The sequence below is a fragment of the Leifsonia aquatica H1aii genome (assembly GCF_000633535.1).
Taxonomy (GTDB): Bacteria; Actinomycetota; Actinomycetes; order Actinomycetales; family Microbacteriaceae; genus Leifsonia; species Leifsonia aquatica_A.
In genome coordinates, this window is sequence record NZ_AYMR01000024.1 from 1 (window position 1) to 17,949 (window position 17,949).

Genomic DNA, 17,949 nt, shown 5'->3' on the forward strand with positions numbered 1-17,949 from the left:
GGGCTTCGTCGTGCGTGACGCGTGGCGGAACGGGTCAGGCTCCGGTCAGCCGCTCCAGCAGTTCGCGATAGCGTGCGGTCGTGCGCTCGACGATCTCGGCGGGCAGCTCGGGAGGGGTGCCGGTCTTGTCCCAGTTCGCCGCGAGCCAGTCGCGGACGATCTGCTTGTCGAAGCTCGCCATCCGGGTCTCCGCCGTGGGTGCGGTCGCGTAGACCTGGGCGTCCCAGTACCGGCTGGAATCGCTGGTGAGCACCTCGTCCGCGAGGGTGATCTCACCGGTGGCGCGGTCGGCGCCGAACTCGAACTTCGTGTCGGCGATGATGACACCGCGCTGCTCGGCGATGGCGGAGGCGCGGGAGTAGACCTCGAGCGAGAGGCGGCGCAGCTCCTCCGCGATCTCGGGCCCGACGAGCTCGACGGTGCGCTCGAAGCTGATGTTCTCGTCGTGCTCGCCGAGCGGCGCCTTCCACGCGGGCGTGTAGAGCGGCTCGGGCAGACGGTCGCCGTTGCTCAGGCCGTCGGGCAGCGGGATGCCGCAGACGCTGCGGCTCGCCTGGTACTCGGCCCAGCCGCTGCCCGTCAGGTAACCGCGAACGACGCACTCGATCGGGAACATGTCCAGCGGCTTCACCAGCATCGAGCGTCCCGAGACGGCGGCGGGGATGCGCTCCACCACCCGGTCGTCGGCGCCCTCGTGGCGCAGCTCGTGGTCGGGCACCAGGTGGTTCGGCCCGTCGGCCAGCTGGTCGAACCACCACAGGCTGAGCGCGGTGAGTAGCTCGCCCTTGCCGGGGATGCCCGGCGAGAGCACATGGTCGAAGGCGCTGACGCGGTCGCTGGCGACCACCAGCACTGCCTCGGCGTCGTCGAGGCCGGTCGCGCCCTCCGGCACGTAGAGGTCTCGGACCTTGCCCGAGTAGCTGTGGACCCATCCCGGCAGTTCGCTCACCCGTCCATCGTAGGCGGCGTCACGCCGCCTTGCCGCCGTCGACCGGCAACACGACGCCGGTCACGTAGGAGGCGGCGGGCGAGGCGAGCCAGCCGACGGCCGAGGCGACCTCCTCCGCACTGCCCATCCGCCCGAGCGGCATCAGACTGCCGACGTGGGCGCGGGTCTCCTCGCTCTGCGTGAGGATCGGGCCGGACGCGATCGGGCCCGGCGCGACGGCGTTGACGCGGATGTCGCCCGCCGCCTCATCGAGGGCCGCGGTGCGGGTCAACCCGACGACCGCGTGCTTGGCGGCGACGTAGGCCGACATCCCCGGCGCGGCGGAGGTGCCGGCGCTCGACGCCACGTTGACGATCGCGCGCGGGCCGTCGGCGCGGTGGAGGGCGCGCAGCTCGGCCCGCATCGCCACGGCCACGCTGCGGAACGTCACCGCGACGACCGCGTCGAACTCGTCGGGGTCCAGGTCTGCCAGGGGCGCGGGCCGGTGGCCGCGGCCGACGTTGTTCACGCAGACGGCGAGCGGATGCTCCGCCGCCAGGCCTTCGATTCCGGCGGTCAGCCCGGCGTCGTCCGTCGCGTCGACGGCCACCGGCTCGGCGCAGTCGATGCCCTCGGCGCGGAGGGCATCGACCAGCCGGCGCAGGGCCGCCGCGTCGCGCGCGAGCGGGAGGATCGTGTGCCCGTCCGCGCCGAGCCGACGGCAGATCGCCTCGCCGATCCGGCCGTTCGCACCCACCACCAGTGCGGCACTCACGCGGCCGCTCGATCCCGGCCCCTGCGACGGAGCCGGTCGTGCTCGCGGACCTCGCGCCGGTCGAGCGGGAACAGGAAGCCGGCGGCGATCAGCCAGGCGATGCCGCCGAAGCGGCCGATCGGCAGCAGGAACTGCAGCGGCTCGATCGCCAGGGAGAGGAAGCTGAGCTCGGCCAGAGCGGCGACGACGAGACCCGCCCACGCCAGCCAGCGCGGGAGCAGGCCGAGGATGAGCGCCGGGACGGCCATGCCCGCGAGGAGCAGGCCGAGGCCGGTGACGTATCCCACGCCTCCGGTCACGAACGCGGCGAACGAGAACGTCAGCGCCAATCGCGGATCGGAGGTCAGCTCGGGACGGGAGAGCAGGAAGGTCCCGAAGGCCGAGACCATGAGCAGGATCGACGCGGTGAGTCCGCCCGCGAAGCCGATCGAGGGGCCGGGCACGCGCACGCCGAGGCGCTGGAGGCGCGCGAAGGCGGTGGCGGCCAGGATGCCGAGCGGGACGGCGGAGCCGAACTGGAGGAGGGCGACGACGCGGAGCGCGGTCGCGTCCTGTTGCGCGTGCTGGGCGACGGCGGTCGCCCCCGCGTATGGAGAGACGAAGGCGTCCGGCCCGGCAGCGGCGAACCCGACGATCAGGGCGAGGAGCACGAGCGCGCCGTGGACGACGGCGAGGCCGCCGAGCGGGGGTCCGCCGGATCCGCGCCGCGCGCCTGGCTGCGGCCCGGCGGTCGCACCCGTATCGAGTGAATCGTTCATGGCTGTAATCGTTACATAGTGTAATCGTTACGCGCAACAGCTATTCTGGACTCGTGACCCGTCCCGACGCCGCCGTGCCCCCGCGCACCGCCTTCCTGCTGGCGCAGGTGGGCGCCTCCGCCGCCGACCGCTTCCAGGAGCGGGTGGCCGCGCTCGGACTCACCGCCCGCGCGGCGGGTGCGATCCGCATCATCGGCCAGCGTCCGGGGATCAGCCAGCGGGAGGTCGCGCACGCGCTGGGCGCCCCGCCGAGCCGCATCGTGTCCCTGCTGGACGAGCTCGCGTCCGCCGGCCTGGTCGATCGCGAGCGCAACGAGACCGATCGGCGCAACAATGCGCTCTCGCTCACCGGCGAGGGGCGAGCGATGCTCGGTCGGTTGCGCACGGTCGCCGAGGAACATCAGGCCGAGGTGCTCGACGTGCTCGCACCGGACGAGCGCGTCGCCCTCGCCGCACTCCTGCAGAAGCTCTCGACGGGCACGGGCCTCACGCCCGACGGTCACCCCGGCTACCGGGCCTGACGCGCGGCCTCAGCCCAGCAGTTTCGCCTTCGCCGCGGCGAACTCGTCGTCGGAGAGCAGGCCCTGGGTGTGCATGCTCGCCAGTTGCTGCAACTGCGCCATGAGGTCGTCGGCTCCGGATGCGGGGGCCGCGACGGCCTGCGGCTGCTGCTGCTGCTGCGCCACCGCCTGCTGGGCGGCGGCCTGCATCTGAGCCTGCTGCTGCTGCGCCTCGTACTGCTGCTGCTCGTAGCTGTCCTGTGCGCGCTGCTGCTGGCGGCGTGCCATGCCTCCGCTGACCGCGGTGGCGGTGCCGGCGACGACCGCCGTGCGCGCGGCGAGCCCGATCAGTCCCGGGCGTCCGACCCGTCCGATGAACGGCATGATGTCCTCCTCAGCCTTCCGCGCCCGCGGGCGTCTCGTCGTCATAGTCGCCCGCGACGATCGCGTTGACGACCGGGGCGGGGATGCGCTCGGTGTGCACGACACTTCCCCCTGCCGCGAAGAACCGGCTGGCGAGCTCGGTGGCCCAGCGGTGCTCGATCACCAGCACGGCGCCGGCCCGCCCGGGCTCGATGAGGTCCGCGATCGCGGCCACGTCTTCGTCGCCGGCGAGCCCGCTCGCCTCGAGCTGCACATCGGCCATCCCGATCTGGTCGCCGATCTCCTCCAGCTCGAGCAGTTCGACGCTCCCGTCGAGACCGCGGCGGACGATCAGCAGATCGAGCAGTCGCACGGTCCCGCTCGCCACGAGGTCCAGGATGGCCTCCACGACGGCGGGCGACGGCAGGTCGGTGTCGAACTGGGCGACGATGAACTCCGCGGGTCCGTACTCGAAATCGGCCACCGTGGTCCTCCTCCTGCGGCGGACGCCGCTCCTGCGCCTGACGCTACTCGCGGCGACGAGGCCCGCACAATGACCGATCGCGCGGCGGTTCCGCCCGATCCGTGGTCCCGACCGGGGTGATGCGCACGTTCACATCCCTAGACTGAGTGCGGTCGAGGTGGCGCGGGAGCCGCGCCCGGTGCGAAGGAGGACCGCGTGGACGAATGGAACTGGGCAGGCAATCACCGGTACGCCGCGAGCCGTATCGCGGCGCCGCGGAGCGTGGACGAGCTGCGCGCCCTGATCGCCGACGCGCGTTCGGTGCGCGCGCTGGGGAGCAGGCATTCGTTCAACGACCTCGCCGACACCGACGACCTCCTCGTCAGCACGGCCGACCTCCCGGCACCGATCCGCATCGACCCGGATGCGCGTCTGGTGTCCGTGGGCGGGGGCGTGCGCTATGGCGACCTCGCCCGCGAGCTGGAGGCGGCGGGCTGGGCGCTGCACAACCTCGCCTCGCTCCCGCACATCTCGGTGGCCGGCGCGATCGCGACCTCCACCCACGGTTCGGGAGACCGCAACGGCACGCTCGCGACCGCCGTGGCGGGGCTGACCATCCTGCGCGCCGACGGCGACGTCGTCGAACTGCGCCGCGGCGACGACGACTTCGACGGTGCGGTGGTGTCGCTCGGCGCACTCGGGGTCGTGCTGGAGGTCGCCCTCGACATCCGGCCCACCTTCGCCGTGCGCCAGCGGCTCTTCGGCGGAGTGCCGTGGGAGGCCGTGACCACCCGGTTCGACGAGGTCACCTCGGCGGCGTACAGCGTCTCCCTCTTCACCACCTGGGACGAGGAGGCCGTGAGTCTGGGCTGGATCAAGGAGCTCGCCGACGAGCCGTCCGCGATCGGCGACGACTTCTTCGGCGCGCCGGCCCTGACGGAGGCGCGGCACATGATCGCGACGATGGACGTGCGCAACACCACCGAACAGCTGGGCGTCCCCGGCCCGTGGAGCGAGCGGCTCGCGCACTTCCGGTTCGAGTTCACGCCGTCGAACGGGGCCGAGATCCAGTCGGAGTACCTCGTCCCACGCGCCAACGCCGTCGCCGCGATCGAGGCGGTTCGGTCGATCGCGCCGCTGATCGCCCCGCTCCTGCAGATCAGCGAGATCCGCACCGCCGCCGCCGATGCGCTCTGGCTCTCGAGCGCCTACGGAACCGACGTGGTCGGCCTGCACTTCACCTGGCTGCGCGACCAGGACGGGGTGGAGGCGGTGCTCCCGGCGCTCGAGGATGCGCTGCTGCCCCTCGGCGCCCGCCCGCACTGGGGCAAGCTCTACCTCGACCGGGCCGGCGTCGTCCCGTCGCTCTACCCGCGCCTGGACGACTTCCGGGCCCTCGCCGATCGCTTCGACCCCACGGGCCGCTTCCGCAACCCCTTCCTCACCCGCCTCCTCGCCCGCAGGTAGCCATCCGTTCCGGACTTTTGTACGCCGACACGCGCGTGTTGGCGTACAAAAGTCCGGAAGCGATGGCTGGGGACGGTCAGGACACGCGGGCGGCGATGTCGGTGCGGTGCTGCGAGCCCTCGAGGTGGATGCGGCCGACGGCCTCGTACGCGCGCTCGCGCGCCTCGGCGAAGGTGGTGCCGCGGGCGACCACCGAGAGCACGCGGCCTCCGGTCGCCAGCAGGGTACCGGACGCGTCGCGTGCGGTCGCGGCGTGGGCGATGGTGACTTCGGGCACCTCGGCCGCGGCCTCCAGTCCGGTGATCGGTCGGCCGGTCAGCGGCGCCTCCGGGTAGCCCTCGCTCGCAACGACGACGGTCACGGCCGTGTCGAGCGCGAACTCGGGGCGCGGCATCCCGGACAGGGCGCCGGTCGCAGCGGCGAACAGCAGGGTCGACAGCGGGGTGACCAGGCGCGGGAGCACGACCTGCGTCTCCGGGTCGCCGAAGCGGGCGTTGAACTCGATGACGCGGATACCGCGCTCGGTGACGATGAGCCCGCAGTAGAGGAGGCCGATGAAGGGCGTCTGCTCGACGGCCAGCTGGCGCACGGTCGGCAGCGCCACGGTGTCGATGACCTCGTCGACGAAGGTCTCCGGCAGCCAGGGCAGCGGGGAGTAGGCGCCCATGCCGCCGGTGTTGGGACCGGCGTCGCCGTCGAGCAGCCGCTTGTAGTCCTGCGCCGGGCTGAGCGGGAGCACGGTGTGGCCGTCGCTGACGAGGAAGAGGGAGACCTCCTGGCCGTCCAGGAACTCCTCGAGCAGCACGCCGCCCTGGGTGAGGTAGTGCTCGGCGTGGGAGAGCGCGGCGGCACGGTCCTCCGTCACGAGCACGCCCTTGCCGGCGGCGAGCCCGTCGGCCTTGACAACGTACGGGGCGCCGAGGTCGTCGAGCGCCTTCTCGACGTCGGCGAGCGTCGCCGCGCGCACCGCTCGGCCCGTCGGCACGCCCGCGGCCTCCATGATGCGCTTGGCGAACGTCTTGGAGCCCTCCAGCTGCGCGGCCGCCTTGCCCGGGCCGAAGACCGGGATGCCGCGGGTGCGCACCGGGTCGGCGACACCGGCGACGAGCGGGGCCTCCGGGCCGATCACGACGAGCTCGATGCCGTTCTCGATGACGTACTCGGCGACGGCCGCCCCGTCGAGGGGATCGAGGCCGGTCTCGACGGCCACGTCGGCCGCGATCCCCGCGTTCCCGGGCGCGACCACGATCTCGTGCTCCGCCTCCTCCGCGAGGAGCGCAGTGGTGATGGCGTGCTCGCGGGCACCGGAACCGAGGACGAGAATCTTCACGCGACCATGCTAGAGGGCCACGGCGAGTGCCCGCCGCCCCGGTGGGAGGATGGAGGCATGGCCCGAGCGAAGATCCCCGACTCCGAGGGCGGTCCCGCCGTCCGCGCCGCGCTGGCCGACGGCGCCGACCGCCCCACCACCGCGATGGCCGTGCGTTACCTCCTGCAATTGCTCGCCGAGCGCGCGCCGGGCAACACCGTCGAGGTGCGCGTCCCGCCGTTCGGTGCGACCCAGTGCATCCCGGGCCCCCGCCACACTCGGGGGACCCCGCCCAACGTCATCGAGACCGATCCGGCGACGTGGCTCGCCCTCGCGTCCGGCGCGTTGAGCTGGGAGGACGGCCTCGCCTCGGGCTCCGTGCACGCCTCCGGCCAGCGCGCCTCCCTCGACGGGCTCCTCCCCCTCCGCTTCTGATCGCAGCCCCATCCCGCATCCCGTCCCCGGCTGCCGAGTACACGGACAGTCGGGTCGAAGCGGTCGAGTACACAGAATTCGTGTACCCGGCGGCGGGATGCCGGATGGGCGTTCGCCCAGGCGCGGTAGGGGAGAATGGGGGGATGAGCGATGATCCGGAGGAGCAGGCGTCCGTCACCGAGGCGGAGGTGCGCGTGCACCGTTCGCCGCGGTACTTCCGGTTCATGCTCACCGGCGCCATCCTGTTCGCGATCGTCGCGCTGGTGCTGACGTTCTCCTTCCCGGAGAACCCCACCTACGACCGGGGCACCGTCTTCGGCTTCCTGCTCGCGATCTGCGTGGTGGTCGGCGTCGCCCTCGGCTCGCTCGTCGCACTGCTGATCGACCGTGCGACCACGCGGCGCGCGCGCCGGGTGCAGGCGGATAGAATCGACGTGCACATCCCCGCGGAGGAGCCCGAGGACGCCGAGCACGGCGCTGTCGAGCACGGCGCCGCCACCCCCGGCGACACCCAGCGCACCGGTGCCGAGCCGGACGGCGAACGGCCCGCCTCCCACCCCGAGAGCTGAACACACGACACACCTCGAGAAAGGGGTCCGCTGTGGCCGGAGGCGACGGTCTTCTCAGCCATGATCTGCTGCCCGGTGAGAAAGGACCCCAGGACGCATGCGGCGTCTTCGGCGTCTGGGCTCCCGGTGAGGAGGTCGCCAAGCTCAGCTACTTCGGCCTCTACGCGCTGCAGCACCGCGGGCAGGAGTCGGCGGGCATCGCGACCAGCGACGGCGACAAGATCCTCATCTACAAGGACATGGGCCTCGTCTCGCAGGTGTTCAACGAGAACGCGCTCAACTCGCTGACCGGGCACATCGCCGTCGGCCACACGCGCTACTCCACCACCGGCGCCTCCAGCTGGCAGAACGCGCAGCCGACGCTGGGCCGCACCTCCAGCGGCACGGTCGCCCTCGGCCACAACGGCAACCTGACCAACACCGCCCAGCTCATGCAGCTCGTGCACGATCGCTACCCGGAGCTCGACGGCGAGCTGACCCGCGGCAACACGACCGACACGGCCGTCGTCACGGCGCTGCTCACCGGCGACCTCGACCACACGCTCGAGGCGACGGCGCTGGAGGTGCTCCCGCGGCTGCGCGGCGCCTTCTGCCTCGTCTTCATGGATGAGCACACCCTCTACGCCGCTCGCGACCCGCAGGGGGTGCGCCCGCTGGTGCTCGGCCGGCTGGAACGCGGCTGGGTCGTCGCATCCGAGACCGCGGCGCTCGACATCGTCGGCGCGAGCTTCGTGCGCGAGGTGGAGCCGGGCGAGCTCATCGCCGTCGACGAGAACGGTCTGCGCACCACCCGTTTCGCCCCCGAGAAGCGCGCCGGCTGCGTCTTCGAGTACGTCTACCTCGCGCGCCCCGACACGACGATCGCCGGCCGCGGCGTCTACGAGGCCCGGGTCGAGATGGGTCGTCAGCTGGCCCGTGAGCACGCGGTCGAGGCCGACCTCGTCATCCCGACCCCCGAGTCCGGCACTCCCGCGGCGATCGGCTACGCGCAGGCCTCCGGCATCCCGTTCGGGCAGGGCCTGGTCAAGAACTCGTACGTGGGCCGCACGTTCATCCAGCCCTCGCAGACCATCCGCCAGCGTGGCATCAAGCTCAAGCTGAACCCGCTCAAGGAGGTCATCAAGGGCAAACGTCTCGTGGTGGTCGACGACTCGATCGTGCGCGGCAACACCCAGCGCGCGCTCGTCTCGATGCTGCGGGAGGCCGGCGCGGCCGAGGTGCACGTGCGGATCTCCAGCCCGCCGATCACGTGGCCGTGCTTCTACGGCATCGACTTCGCGTCGCGCGCGGAGCTCATCGCGACCGGCCTCGGCGTCGAGGAGGTGCGCCAGTCCATCGGCGCTGACAGCCTCGGCTACCTGTCGGAGGACGGCATGATCGGCGCGACCGAGCAGCCGCGCGAGCTGCTCTGCACGGCCTGCTTCACGGGGACGTACCCGATCGAGCTGCCGGATGCGCACCACCTGGGCAAGAACCTCCTGGAGCGTCCCGAGGGCGCCGTCGTGGTCGCCGAGTCCGACACGGGCGCGGATGCCGCGTCGGACGGCTGCGAGCCCGGCCCGGACGCCGAATACGAGCGCCTGCTCTCGTTCGGCGACCCCGGCCGCCAGGAGTAGCCGCCCGCCCGGGTACGATTGGCGGGTGAACGACTCCACCGCATCCTCGTCCTCCTCCTACGCCGCCGCCGGCGTCGACACGGCCGCCGGGGACCGCGCGGTCGAGCTCATGAAGGCCGCCGTCGCCCGCACCCAGGGCCCCGAGGTCTTCGGCGGAGTGGGTGGGTTCGCCGGGCTCTTCGACGTCTCGGTCCTGAAGGACTTCCGCCGCCCGCTGCTGGCGACCTCGACCGACGGCGTCGGCACCAAGGTCGCGATCGCGCAGGCGATCGACAAGCACGACACCATCGGCCAGGACCTCGTCGGCATGGTGGTGGACGACATCGTCGTGGTGGGCGCCCGCCCGCTGTTCATGACCGACTACATCGCCTGCGGCAAAGTCGTTCCCGAGCGGATCGCGGCCATCGTCGCGGGCATCGCGGGGGCGTGCGAGGCGACCGGCACGGCTCTGGTCGGTGGCGAGACCGCCGAGCACCCCGGTCTGCTGGGACCGGACGACTACGACGTGGCCGGTGCCGCGGTGGGCGCCGTGGAGGCGGACGACCTGCTCGGCGCCGAGCGCGTGCGCGACGGCGACGTGGTGCTGGCGCTGGCCTCCTCGGGGCTGCACTCCAACGGCTATTCGCTCGTGCGGCACATCCTCGCGCAGCGGGGCATCGGCTTCACCGACCACTCGGACGACTTCGGCGGGCTGGTGGGAGAGGCGCTCCTCGAGCCGACGCGGCTCTACACGTCCCCCCTGCTGCGCGTGCTGCAGGAGCCGTCGCTGCGCGGGTCCGTGCACTCGCTCAGTCATGTGACGGGCGGCGGCATCGCGGCGAACCTGGCGCGCGTGCTCCCGGTCGGCTCCTGGGTCGAGGTGGAGCGGTCGACGTGGTCGCCGAGCCCGGTGTTCCGCATCCTGAGCGACCTCGCCGGCAGCACGCTCGAGTCGTCCGAGGGCACCTGGAACCTCGGCATCGGGATGTTCGCCGTCGTCGCACCTGACGCGGCGGACGCCGTCGCAGCAGCGCTGGCGGCGGACGGGATCCCGACCTGGCCCGTCGGGGTCATCTCGACCTCTGCGCGCGACCTCTCGGGTTTCGAGCAGGGTGCCAAGGGTGTGGACGGCGGCGCGGTGCGACTGGTCGGCTCCTACGCCGGATAACCGCGGCCCAGCGGGTTCTCGGGCTGGTGCGCGCGAAAGTGTAGCGCTTTAGCACCCGGCCATGTCAACATCGATTTCCGGACGTGTGAACCTTTCCTGAACGGTTCCGGAACGGGCTGAACGTTCTCTCAGACGCTCCTTAGGCTGACGATCGCTGCGCTCGCAGCACGCGGCCACGCCCTCGCGCGGCCGCCTACCCGACCGCCCGAAGGACCTCCCCAGGATGAGATCTCCCGCGCTCTCACGCGCCCTCACGAAGTCGAAGACCCGAACGGTCCTGGCCGCAGCGGGGGTGGCCGCCGTCGTGGGCGCGGCCACCTTCGCGGGCGGCCTGGCCTTCGCTGCAGGCGGGCTCAACCCGCCCGCCGAGAACCCCGCTGTGATCTACGCGCCCAACGCCATCCCGGATCGCGTCATCCTCACGCCGAGCTCGACCCCCGCCGTCACCCAGAACGTCTCGTGGCGCACCGCGAAGGGCGTCGCCGCGAAGGTGCAGCTCTCGCCGCTGAGGAAGGGCCCGGTCACCCCCGCCGGGACATTCGACGCGACCACCACCGTCCAGTTCTCGACCGACCTGGGCTACGACATCGCCTACCACACGGCGACGATGACCGGGCTGTCGCCCGCCACGGGCTACCTCTACCGCGTGGGCGACGGCGACACGTGGAGCGAGTGGTTCGAGTTCCAGACCGCAGCCGACGGCGCGCAGGACTTCTCGTTCCTCATCCAGGGCGATGCGCAGAACGACATCAAGGCCTACGCCTCCCGTGCCTTCCGCGCCGCGTTCGAGGCGCGCCCGTACGCGAAGGCCGTGGTGCACCTCGGCGACCTGATCGACACCGACGTCTCCGACGCCGAATGGGGCGGGTGGAACGAGGCGGCCGGCTTCCAGAACGGCTACCTGAACGTGCTCGCCGCCCCCGGCAACCACGAGTACTACCCGGGCCCGCAGCTCACCAAGTACTGGGGCGCGCAGTTCGAGTACCCGCGGAACGGGCCGACCGGCTCGACCGAGGTCACCAGCTACTTCGACGAGAACACGTACTACGTCGACTACCAGGGTGTGCGGTTCATCTCCCTCAACGCGAACGCCGCTCCCGGCGCCATGCTCGACGCCGAAACCGCATGGCTCGACCGGGTGCTCGCCGGCAACCCCAACCAGTGGACGGTCGCCTACATGCACCAGCCGCTGTTCTCGGTCACCAGCGGCCGCGACAACAAGACCGAGCGCGACGCCTGGCTTCCCCTCTTCGAGAAGTACGACACCGACCTGGTGCTCGCCGGTCACGATCACGCCTACGGCCGCGGCAACCTCTTCGCCAACGAGAAGGACCTGCCCGCGGGCGCCGACGCGAAGTCCAGCCAGACCGGCCCGGTCTACCTGGTGACGGTCGCCGGTCCGAAGGCGTACGTCCCGGACCCGGTGGCGTCGAACAACTGGATCACCAACGGCGCCAACATGCGCAGCATGAACCACGACGCGCAGATGTACCAGACGGTCGACGTCACGGACGGCGAGATGCACGTCGAGAGCCACTTGGTGACCGGTGAGCTGTTCGACGGCTTCACGATCACCAAGAAGGATGGCGCGAAGCTCGTCACGGACGACACGAAGGCGCGCGCGTCGGGACCGGGCTCGGACCGCGCCGCGTACACCGCGCCGCAGCTGCCGATCCCGGCCACCCCGGGCGCGACGCCGCAGCCGACCTCGACCCCGGAACCGACCTCGACGCCGGAGCCGACGTCCACGCCGCAGCCCACGTCGACCCCGACGTCCACGCCGCAGCCCACGTCGACCCCGACCTCCACGCCGACCGGCCAGCCCACACCGCAGCCGACCCCGTCGGCCAGCCCCTCGACTCCTGAGCTCTCGGTGACCGGAGTGGCGGCGGGCGGCGCCCTGCAGATCAAGGGCGGCGGGTTCGCGGCGAACGAGGACCTCGAGGTCACGCTGCACAGCGACCCGGTCACCCTCGGCAACTTCGCGGCGGAGGCCGACGGCAGCTACTTCGCCACGCTCCGCATCCCCGCCGACACGGCCCCGGGCCAGCACCGGATCGAGGTGCGCGGGCTGGAGTCCGGTGCCGTCGTCAGCGTGCCGCTCACGGTCCTCGCGGCCGGCTCGCCGAGCACCGGTGTCCGTGACCTCGCGGCCACCGGCTCGAATGCCCTCGCCATCGGCATCCCACTCGCCCTCGGCGGTGCGGCGCTCCTCGCCGGCGGCGTCATCGTGGTGCTCCGCACCCGACGCAAGCAGGACGGAGCCGAGGCCTGATGCGTGTCACACCCACCCACCCGAGTACCCCTGACCCGAAAGGCCGTCACACGATGACGAACTCGTCGCGGCACCGCCGCACGAAGCCGAGACTGCTCGGCGCCCTCGCCGCGGTCGCGGTGGCCTGCGGAATGCTCGCCCCCGTCGCCGGGGTCGCGCAGACCGCATCCGCCGCCACCGTCCCGGCCGCACAGCAATACGTCCCCACCCGCGTGCCCGACCGCGTCGTGCTCACCCCGGCCGCCGACGCCGCCACTGCGCAGTCGGTGACCTGGCGCACCTCCACGGCCGTCACCTCCGGCCAGGCGCGGGCGGAGATCCGCGTCGCCGTCTCGCAGGCGTACCGCACGGACGTCACGACCGTTCCGGCGGCCGAGAACACGACGATCGACTCGGGCTTCGGCTACCAGACGAGCTATCACACGGTCCGGTTCACCGGGCTGTCGCCGAAGACGAAGTACCAGTACCGCGTCGGAGACGGCACGACGTGGAGCGAGTGGCAGCACTTCTCGACCGCGGCGAAGACCGCCGAGCCGTTCTCGTTCATCTACCTCGGCGACGTGCAGAACGGCATCAAGTCCGACGCCTCCCGCGTGATCCGCAACGCGTTCCGTGACCGACCCGACGCCAAGATGGTGCTGCAGGCGGGCGACCTGATCGACTCGGCGAACGACGACTCCCAGTGGGGCGAGGTCTTCAAGGCGGCCGGCTACCAGTTCGGCGAGCAGAACTACCTCGCCGCGGCGGGCAACCACGAGTACGAGGGCGACACCCTCTCCCGTCAGTGGCAGGCGCAGTTCGACTACCCCGCCAACGGCCCGAAGGACGCCGCGGCGGCCTCCGTCCTGGATGGCACCGTGCACTACAACGACTACCAGGGCGTACGGTTCGTCTCGCTGAACAGCAACATCACGGAGTCGAAGGCGCTCGCGGTGCAGACCGCGTGGCTCGAGTCGGTGCTGAAGGACAACCCGAACCAGTGGACCGTGGTGTACTTCCACCACCCGGTCTTCTCGCTCGACGAGGGCCGCAACAACACGGCCATCCGTCAGGCGTGGGTGCCGCTGTTCGAGAAGTACAACGTCGACCTCGTGCTGCAGGGCCACGACCACAACTACGGTCGCGGCAACAGCAACGCCGCCGAGAAGGATCTCCCGGCCGGCTGGAACAACGAGCTGAATTACGACGGTCCCGTCTACGCGGTCTCGGTCGTCGGCAGCAAGATGTACTCCAACGCCGGTCCGCGCCTCTGGACCTCGAACGACGCGCATCTCCGCAAGCTCAAGGGCGACACGGAGCTGTACCAGCTGATCGACGTCTCCGGCGGCACGCTCCGCTACGAGGCACGCACGGCCGACGGCCAGTACTACGACGGCCTCACCATCGTGAAGAACGCGGCCGGCAAGGCTGTGACCGACGACAGCAAGCCGGACAAGATCGACGGCAACACGTCGCCCTGCCTCGGCTGCACGCCGAACCCGGATCCGGGCGGCGAGAACCCGGGGACGGAGAACCCGGACCAGACCGTCGACTACCGCGTCGTGAAGCAGCTCTCGAGCGTCAACAAGTCGAACGCCCAGCTGCCGGCCGGCTCCGCCTACTCGCAGTCGAAGAAGCGTCTGTACCTGGGCGACCAGAACGGCCGGAGCATCTTCGAGCTGGACCCCGACACCGATGCCGTGACCCGGTCGATGACCCTGCCGGAGAACATCCGCGACCTGGGCATCGATGACGAGAAGCAGTTGCTCTACGTGGGTCAGCAGAACCGCAACTGGGTGGTCGTCTCCATCGCGGACGCGAACTTCGGCCAGGTCGTCCGCGGCCCGTACACGTTCATCGAGTCGAACCGTTCGATCGATGTGGACCCGGTCGCCGGCCTCGTGTACGGCGCCATCCCGTCGCGCGGTGTCGAGGTGCTCAACGCATCCGACGGGAAGTCCCTCGGCGTCATCAACGGGACCGCGGACGCGTACTACGTCGCCGCCGACCCGAAGACCGGCATCGTCACCACGGCGTACTTCCGCGACGCGGACGGCGCGGTGAACGTCGCCGCGTTCGACCCGAAGAAGGACTACGCGCAGGTGTGGGAGAAGGTCACCCGGCCGAACGCCCGCCAGCTCGACGTCGACTCGGCCCACGGTCTGGTCTACGTCGGCTACACGGGCACGGCGACCGGCAGCGGCGGCTTCTCCGTCCTGGACATCGCCACCGGCAAGCAGCTTGGCGATTTCGCCGACCCGAAGTACGGCAAGGACGGCTACGGCATCTCGGTCGACGAGGAGCGCCAGCGGGTGTTCGTCTCCAACCGTGACTTCCGCCTCAACCCGCCCGGGTCCGAGTCCACCGCGGTCGCGGTCACCATGAGCGAGCGCGTGCTGGACGACACGTTCGAGTACACCCCGTCGGCCTCCATCGTCTCGGTGAACAAGTCGAACGCGCAGCTGCCGGCCGGCTCGGCCTATTCGCAGTCGAAGAAGCGTCTGTACCTGGGTGACCAGAACAGCCGGAGCATCTTCGAGCTCGACCCGGACACCGACACGGTGACCCGGTCGATGACCCTGCCGGAGAACATCCGCGACCTGGGCATCGATGACGAGAAGCAGTTGCTCTACGTCGGGCAGCAGAACCGCAACTGGGTGGTCGTCTCCATCGCGGATGCGAACTTCGGTCAGGTCGTGCGTGGGCCGTACGCGTTCATCGAGTCCAATCGTTCGATCGATGTGGACCCGGTCGCCGGCCTCGTCTACGGCGCCATCCCGTCGCGCGGTGTCGAGGTGCTCAACGCGCTCGACGGGAAGTCCCTCGGCGTCATCAACGGGACGGTGGACTCCTACTACGTCGCCGCAGACCCGAAGTCCGGCATCATCGCCACGGCGTACTTCGAGGACGCGGACGGCGCGATCAACATCGCCGCGTTCGACCCGAAGAAGGACTACGCCCAGGTCTGGGAGAAGGTCACCCGGCCGAACGCCCGCCAGCTCGACATCGACTCCGCCCACGGGCTCGTCTACGTCGGCTACACGGGCACGGCGGCCGGAACGGGCGGATTCTCGGTGCACCGCATCGCGACCGGCGATAAGGTGGCCGACCTGGCGGATCCGAAGTTCGGCAAGGACGGCTACGGCATCTCGGTCGATGAGGAGCGCCAGCGGGTGTTCGTCTCCAACCGCGACTTCCGGCTCAACCCGCCCGGGTCCGAGTCGAAAGCAGTGGCGGTGACCATCAGCCAGCGCAACGGCGTGGCCCCGACGAATCCGGGCACCGACCCGGGAACGGACCCCGGCACGAATCCCGGAACCGGCACCCCGCCGGCCGGGACCGGCTACACGCCGACCGCGCTGAAGGCCGTGCCGTCGGCGACGGACAACGCGGACCTCGACGTCAAGCCGGTCGGCTCGGTCGTCGATCCCGTCTCGGGCCACCTGTTCGTCGGCAACGAGATGCGCCCGGCACGGGTGCTCGAGATCGATCCCGTCACCGACAAGCTCGTCGCCACCCACGCCGTTCCCGGCGGTGAAGCGGAGGGCGTCCGCGACGTCGCGATCGACAGCGCGAAGGGCGAGCTCTACGTGGCCTATGGCGCGGCCTGGGCCGTGCTCGACACCAAGACGGACACGGTCAAGCGCGGGCCCTTCACCTTCGCGGCGAACGTGCGCGGGCTTGACGTCGACCTCGCCACCGGCCGCGTGTTCGGCGCCACCCGCCAGACCGGCTTCCAGGTGATGGACGCGTACACGGGCGCGGCCATCACGACCGTCGACACCGCGGGCGCCGCCAACTGGACGTCGCACGGCATCGCCGTCGACACCGTGGCGAACCGTCTCTACGTCACGAACGACAATGCGGCGGGCACGGAGGGCGTGCGCGTCTACGACGCGACGACCTACGCACTGCTGCAGACCGTGTCCGTGGCGAAGCCGGACTACCGCTCCATCGCGGTGGACCCGGCCGCCGGTCGCCTCTACATCGGTCACTCGACCGACACGTTCGAGGCGAGCGGGGTGCGCGTCCTGAAGGCCGCCGATCTCACCGAGATCGCGAACTTCTCGGCACACGCCTACGGCAACAAGGTCTACGGCGTCTCAGTCGACGCGTCGAAGGGCGTCGTGTACGTCTCGGCACGCGACCGCTACCCGGCCGCCCTCATCGCCCTGCAGCGCGCGGCGAAGTAACGAGCCACGTTTCCTCGGAACGCCCGTCTCCCGGCCCGTGCGGCTCGGGAGACGGGCGTTCCGTCGTGCTCGGTCTCAGGCGGGAGGCGCGTCTGCCGCGGCGACACCCAGGAGGACGCGGGCCGGGGTGTCGGGTTCGTCGAGTGTGATCGCGAACTGCCGCTGATCGGCCAGCGTGATCACGAGGCCCGGCCCTCTGCGCAGGATGATCGCCGACCGCCCTGGCATGATCCGGTATCCCCAGCCGCCCCACTGCCGTGGTTCCAGGACGACGACGTCGACGGCGGCGATCATCGCGGGTGGGATCCGTTTGAGCGGGATGCCTGCGATGGCCGACGTGACCCGGAATCCCCGATGGTCGACTGTCACCCGGAACGCGCAGAACATCAGCACCAGTACCACGGCGGCGAGGTACACGATCGCGGAGATGCCGACCGATGCGATCCCGTCCTGGACGACGGCAGGCGCGAAGAGGGCGACCCCGAGGGCGACCATGACCCCGGAGGCGACGAGGAGCAGCGGGGACGATACCGTGCGGTTCCAGGTGCCGGCGTGATCGATCGCGGCCGCCGCCCGCACCTCCTCGGTCGTGCCCGGCATCTCGATCGGCGCGGCCGACCCACGGGGGAGGAGTGCGAGCTGCACCAGGGCATAGGCCGGGGCGGCGAGCGTCGGCAGGACCCATCCGCCGATCTCCACGGTGAACGGGTCGGCCGCATCCAGCGACGGGACGGTGCTGCCGAGCCACATGCCCAGCACGAGCGCGGAGGCCGCGCCGGTGAACGCGGCGGTGGCGCGCGGCCCCCACTCCCCGGAGGCGCCGACGAGGACGACGATCGTCCCGACGAGAGCGGACACGGTGCTCACACCGACGAGCCAGCCGAGGAAGACCGGTGCGCTGGTGACCGCGTCCGCCGGACCTCCGGCACCCCAATGCGTCGGAAGACTGGGCGGGAGGCGGGCCTGCCACTGCCTCCAGGTCAGCAGGATCAGGACGGCGGGCACCCAGAGCGAGACGATGGCCAGGGCTTTGCGGAGGCCGAGCATGCGATCCTTCCCATCAACATCGACAGTATGAGCAATTTTACATGCAACGGGCGAGCGGTCCACCTCCTGTGCCCGCGGCGTGCCCTGTTCTGGTCGGAGCGACGGCCGCGCATCGGTGGATAGAG

Annotated in this window: 15 protein-coding genes; 8 read left to right on the forward strand and 7 right to left on the reverse strand. The window is 71.1% G+C overall.

What is annotated here, in order from left to right:
* Nucleotides 1-34: 34 nt before the first annotated feature.
* Genes U870_RS0118755 through U870_RS0118765 form a run of 3 tightly spaced genes read right to left on the reverse strand, consistent with a single transcriptional unit; the run spans nucleotide 35 to nucleotide 2,461 of the window.
* Nucleotides 35-949 carry a phosphoribosylaminoimidazolesuccinocarboxamide synthase gene (locus U870_RS0118755; protein ID WP_025158913.1) on the reverse strand — a complete coding sequence of 305 codons (915 nt, stop codon included), beginning with the start codon at nucleotides 947-949 and terminating at the stop codon, nucleotides 35-37.
* Nucleotides 950-968: 19 nt separating this feature from the next.
* Nucleotides 969-1,703 (reverse strand): SDR family NAD(P)-dependent oxidoreductase, encoded by a 735-nt coding sequence (locus U870_RS0118760; RefSeq protein ID WP_025158914.1) that lies wholly within the window; start codon nucleotides 1,701-1,703, stop codon nucleotides 969-971.
* Nucleotides 1,700-2,461 carry a hypothetical protein gene (locus U870_RS0118765; protein WP_025158915.1) on the reverse strand — a complete coding sequence of 254 codons (762 nt, stop codon included), beginning with the start codon at nucleotides 2,459-2,461 and terminating at the stop codon, nucleotides 1,700-1,702. Before U870_RS0118765 ends, U870_RS0118760 begins: the two co-directional genes overlap by 4 nt.
* A gap of 53 nt (nucleotides 2,462-2,514) precedes the next feature.
* On the opposite strand from U870_RS0118765, the gene U870_RS0118770 reads away from it, so the two are divergent.
* A complete protein-coding gene (locus tag U870_RS0118770) occupies nucleotides 2,515-2,982 on the forward strand; it encodes a MarR family winged helix-turn-helix transcriptional regulator (RefSeq protein WP_025158916.1) in 468 nt (155 codons plus the stop codon).
* Nucleotides 2,983-2,991: 9 nt separating this feature from the next.
* On the opposite strand, the gene U870_RS0118775 is transcribed toward U870_RS0118770, so the two are convergent.
* Nucleotides 2,992-3,345: an SHOCT domain-containing protein gene (locus U870_RS0118775; RefSeq protein WP_025158917.1), complete on the reverse strand. Its 354-nt coding sequence runs from the start codon at nucleotides 3,343-3,345 to the stop codon at nucleotides 2,992-2,994.
* Nucleotides 3,346-3,355: 10 nt separating this feature from the next.
* Nucleotides 3,356-3,808: a DUF6325 family protein gene (locus U870_RS0118780; RefSeq protein ID WP_025158918.1), complete on the reverse strand. Its 453-nt coding sequence runs from the start codon at nucleotides 3,806-3,808 to the stop codon at nucleotides 3,356-3,358.
* A 195-nt stretch (nucleotides 3,809-4,003) separates the two neighbouring features.
* Here U870_RS0118780 and U870_RS0118785 point away from each other — a divergent pair, with 195 nt between their 5' ends.
* Complete coding sequence (locus tag U870_RS0118785; protein WP_025158919.1) at nucleotides 4,004-5,254, forward strand: FAD-binding protein; 1,251 nt, start codon at nucleotides 4,004-4,006, stop codon at nucleotides 5,252-5,254.
* 76 nt (nucleotides 5,255-5,330) lie between these two features.
* Here U870_RS0118785 and purD read toward each other — a convergent pair whose 3' ends face one another.
* A complete protein-coding gene (gene purD / locus U870_RS0118790) occupies nucleotides 5,331-6,584 on the reverse strand; it encodes a phosphoribosylamine--glycine ligase (RefSeq protein ID WP_025158920.1) in 1,254 nt (417 codons plus the stop codon).
* A gap of 57 nt (nucleotides 6,585-6,641) precedes the next feature.
* Here purD and U870_RS0118795 point away from each other — a divergent pair, with 57 nt between their 5' ends.
* From U870_RS0118795 to U870_RS23320, 6 genes are all read left to right on the forward strand, one after another.
* Nucleotides 6,642-6,998: a sterol carrier family protein gene (locus tag U870_RS0118795; RefSeq protein ID WP_025158921.1), complete on the forward strand. Its 357-nt coding sequence runs from the start codon at nucleotides 6,642-6,644 to the stop codon at nucleotides 6,996-6,998.
* 143 nt (nucleotides 6,999-7,141) lie between these two features.
* Nucleotides 7,142-7,567 (forward strand): hypothetical protein, encoded by a 426-nt coding sequence (locus U870_RS0118800; protein WP_025158922.1) that lies wholly within the window; start codon nucleotides 7,142-7,144, stop codon nucleotides 7,565-7,567.
* Between the two features lie 32 nt (nucleotides 7,568-7,599).
* Complete coding sequence (purF, locus tag U870_RS0118805) at nucleotides 7,600-9,183, forward strand: amidophosphoribosyltransferase (protein WP_025158923.1); 1,584 nt, start codon at nucleotides 7,600-7,602, stop codon at nucleotides 9,181-9,183.
* A gap of 25 nt (nucleotides 9,184-9,208) precedes the next feature.
* A complete protein-coding gene (gene purM / locus U870_RS0118810; protein ID WP_025158924.1) occupies nucleotides 9,209-10,330 on the forward strand; it encodes a phosphoribosylformylglycinamidine cyclo-ligase in 1,122 nt (373 codons plus the stop codon).
* Nucleotides 10,331-10,553: 223 nt separating this feature from the next.
* Complete coding sequence (locus tag U870_RS0118815; RefSeq protein WP_081815353.1) at nucleotides 10,554-12,605, forward strand: purple acid phosphatase family protein; 2,052 nt, start codon at nucleotides 10,554-10,556, stop codon at nucleotides 12,603-12,605.
* A gap of 53 nt (nucleotides 12,606-12,658) precedes the next feature.
* Nucleotides 12,659-16,777: a metallophosphoesterase gene (locus tag U870_RS23320; protein ID WP_025158926.1), complete on the forward strand. Its 4,119-nt coding sequence runs from the start codon at nucleotides 12,659-12,661 to the stop codon at nucleotides 16,775-16,777.
* 75 nt (nucleotides 16,778-16,852) lie between these two features.
* Here the strand turns inward: U870_RS23320 and U870_RS24075 are convergent, their stop codons facing one another.
* The gene (locus tag U870_RS24075; protein ID WP_025158928.1) at nucleotides 16,853-17,824 is read right to left on the reverse strand and encodes a hypothetical protein; all 972 of its coding nucleotides are present in this window, start codon (nucleotides 17,822-17,824) and stop codon (nucleotides 16,853-16,855) included.
* Between the last annotated feature and the right edge of the window lie 125 nt (nucleotides 17,825-17,949).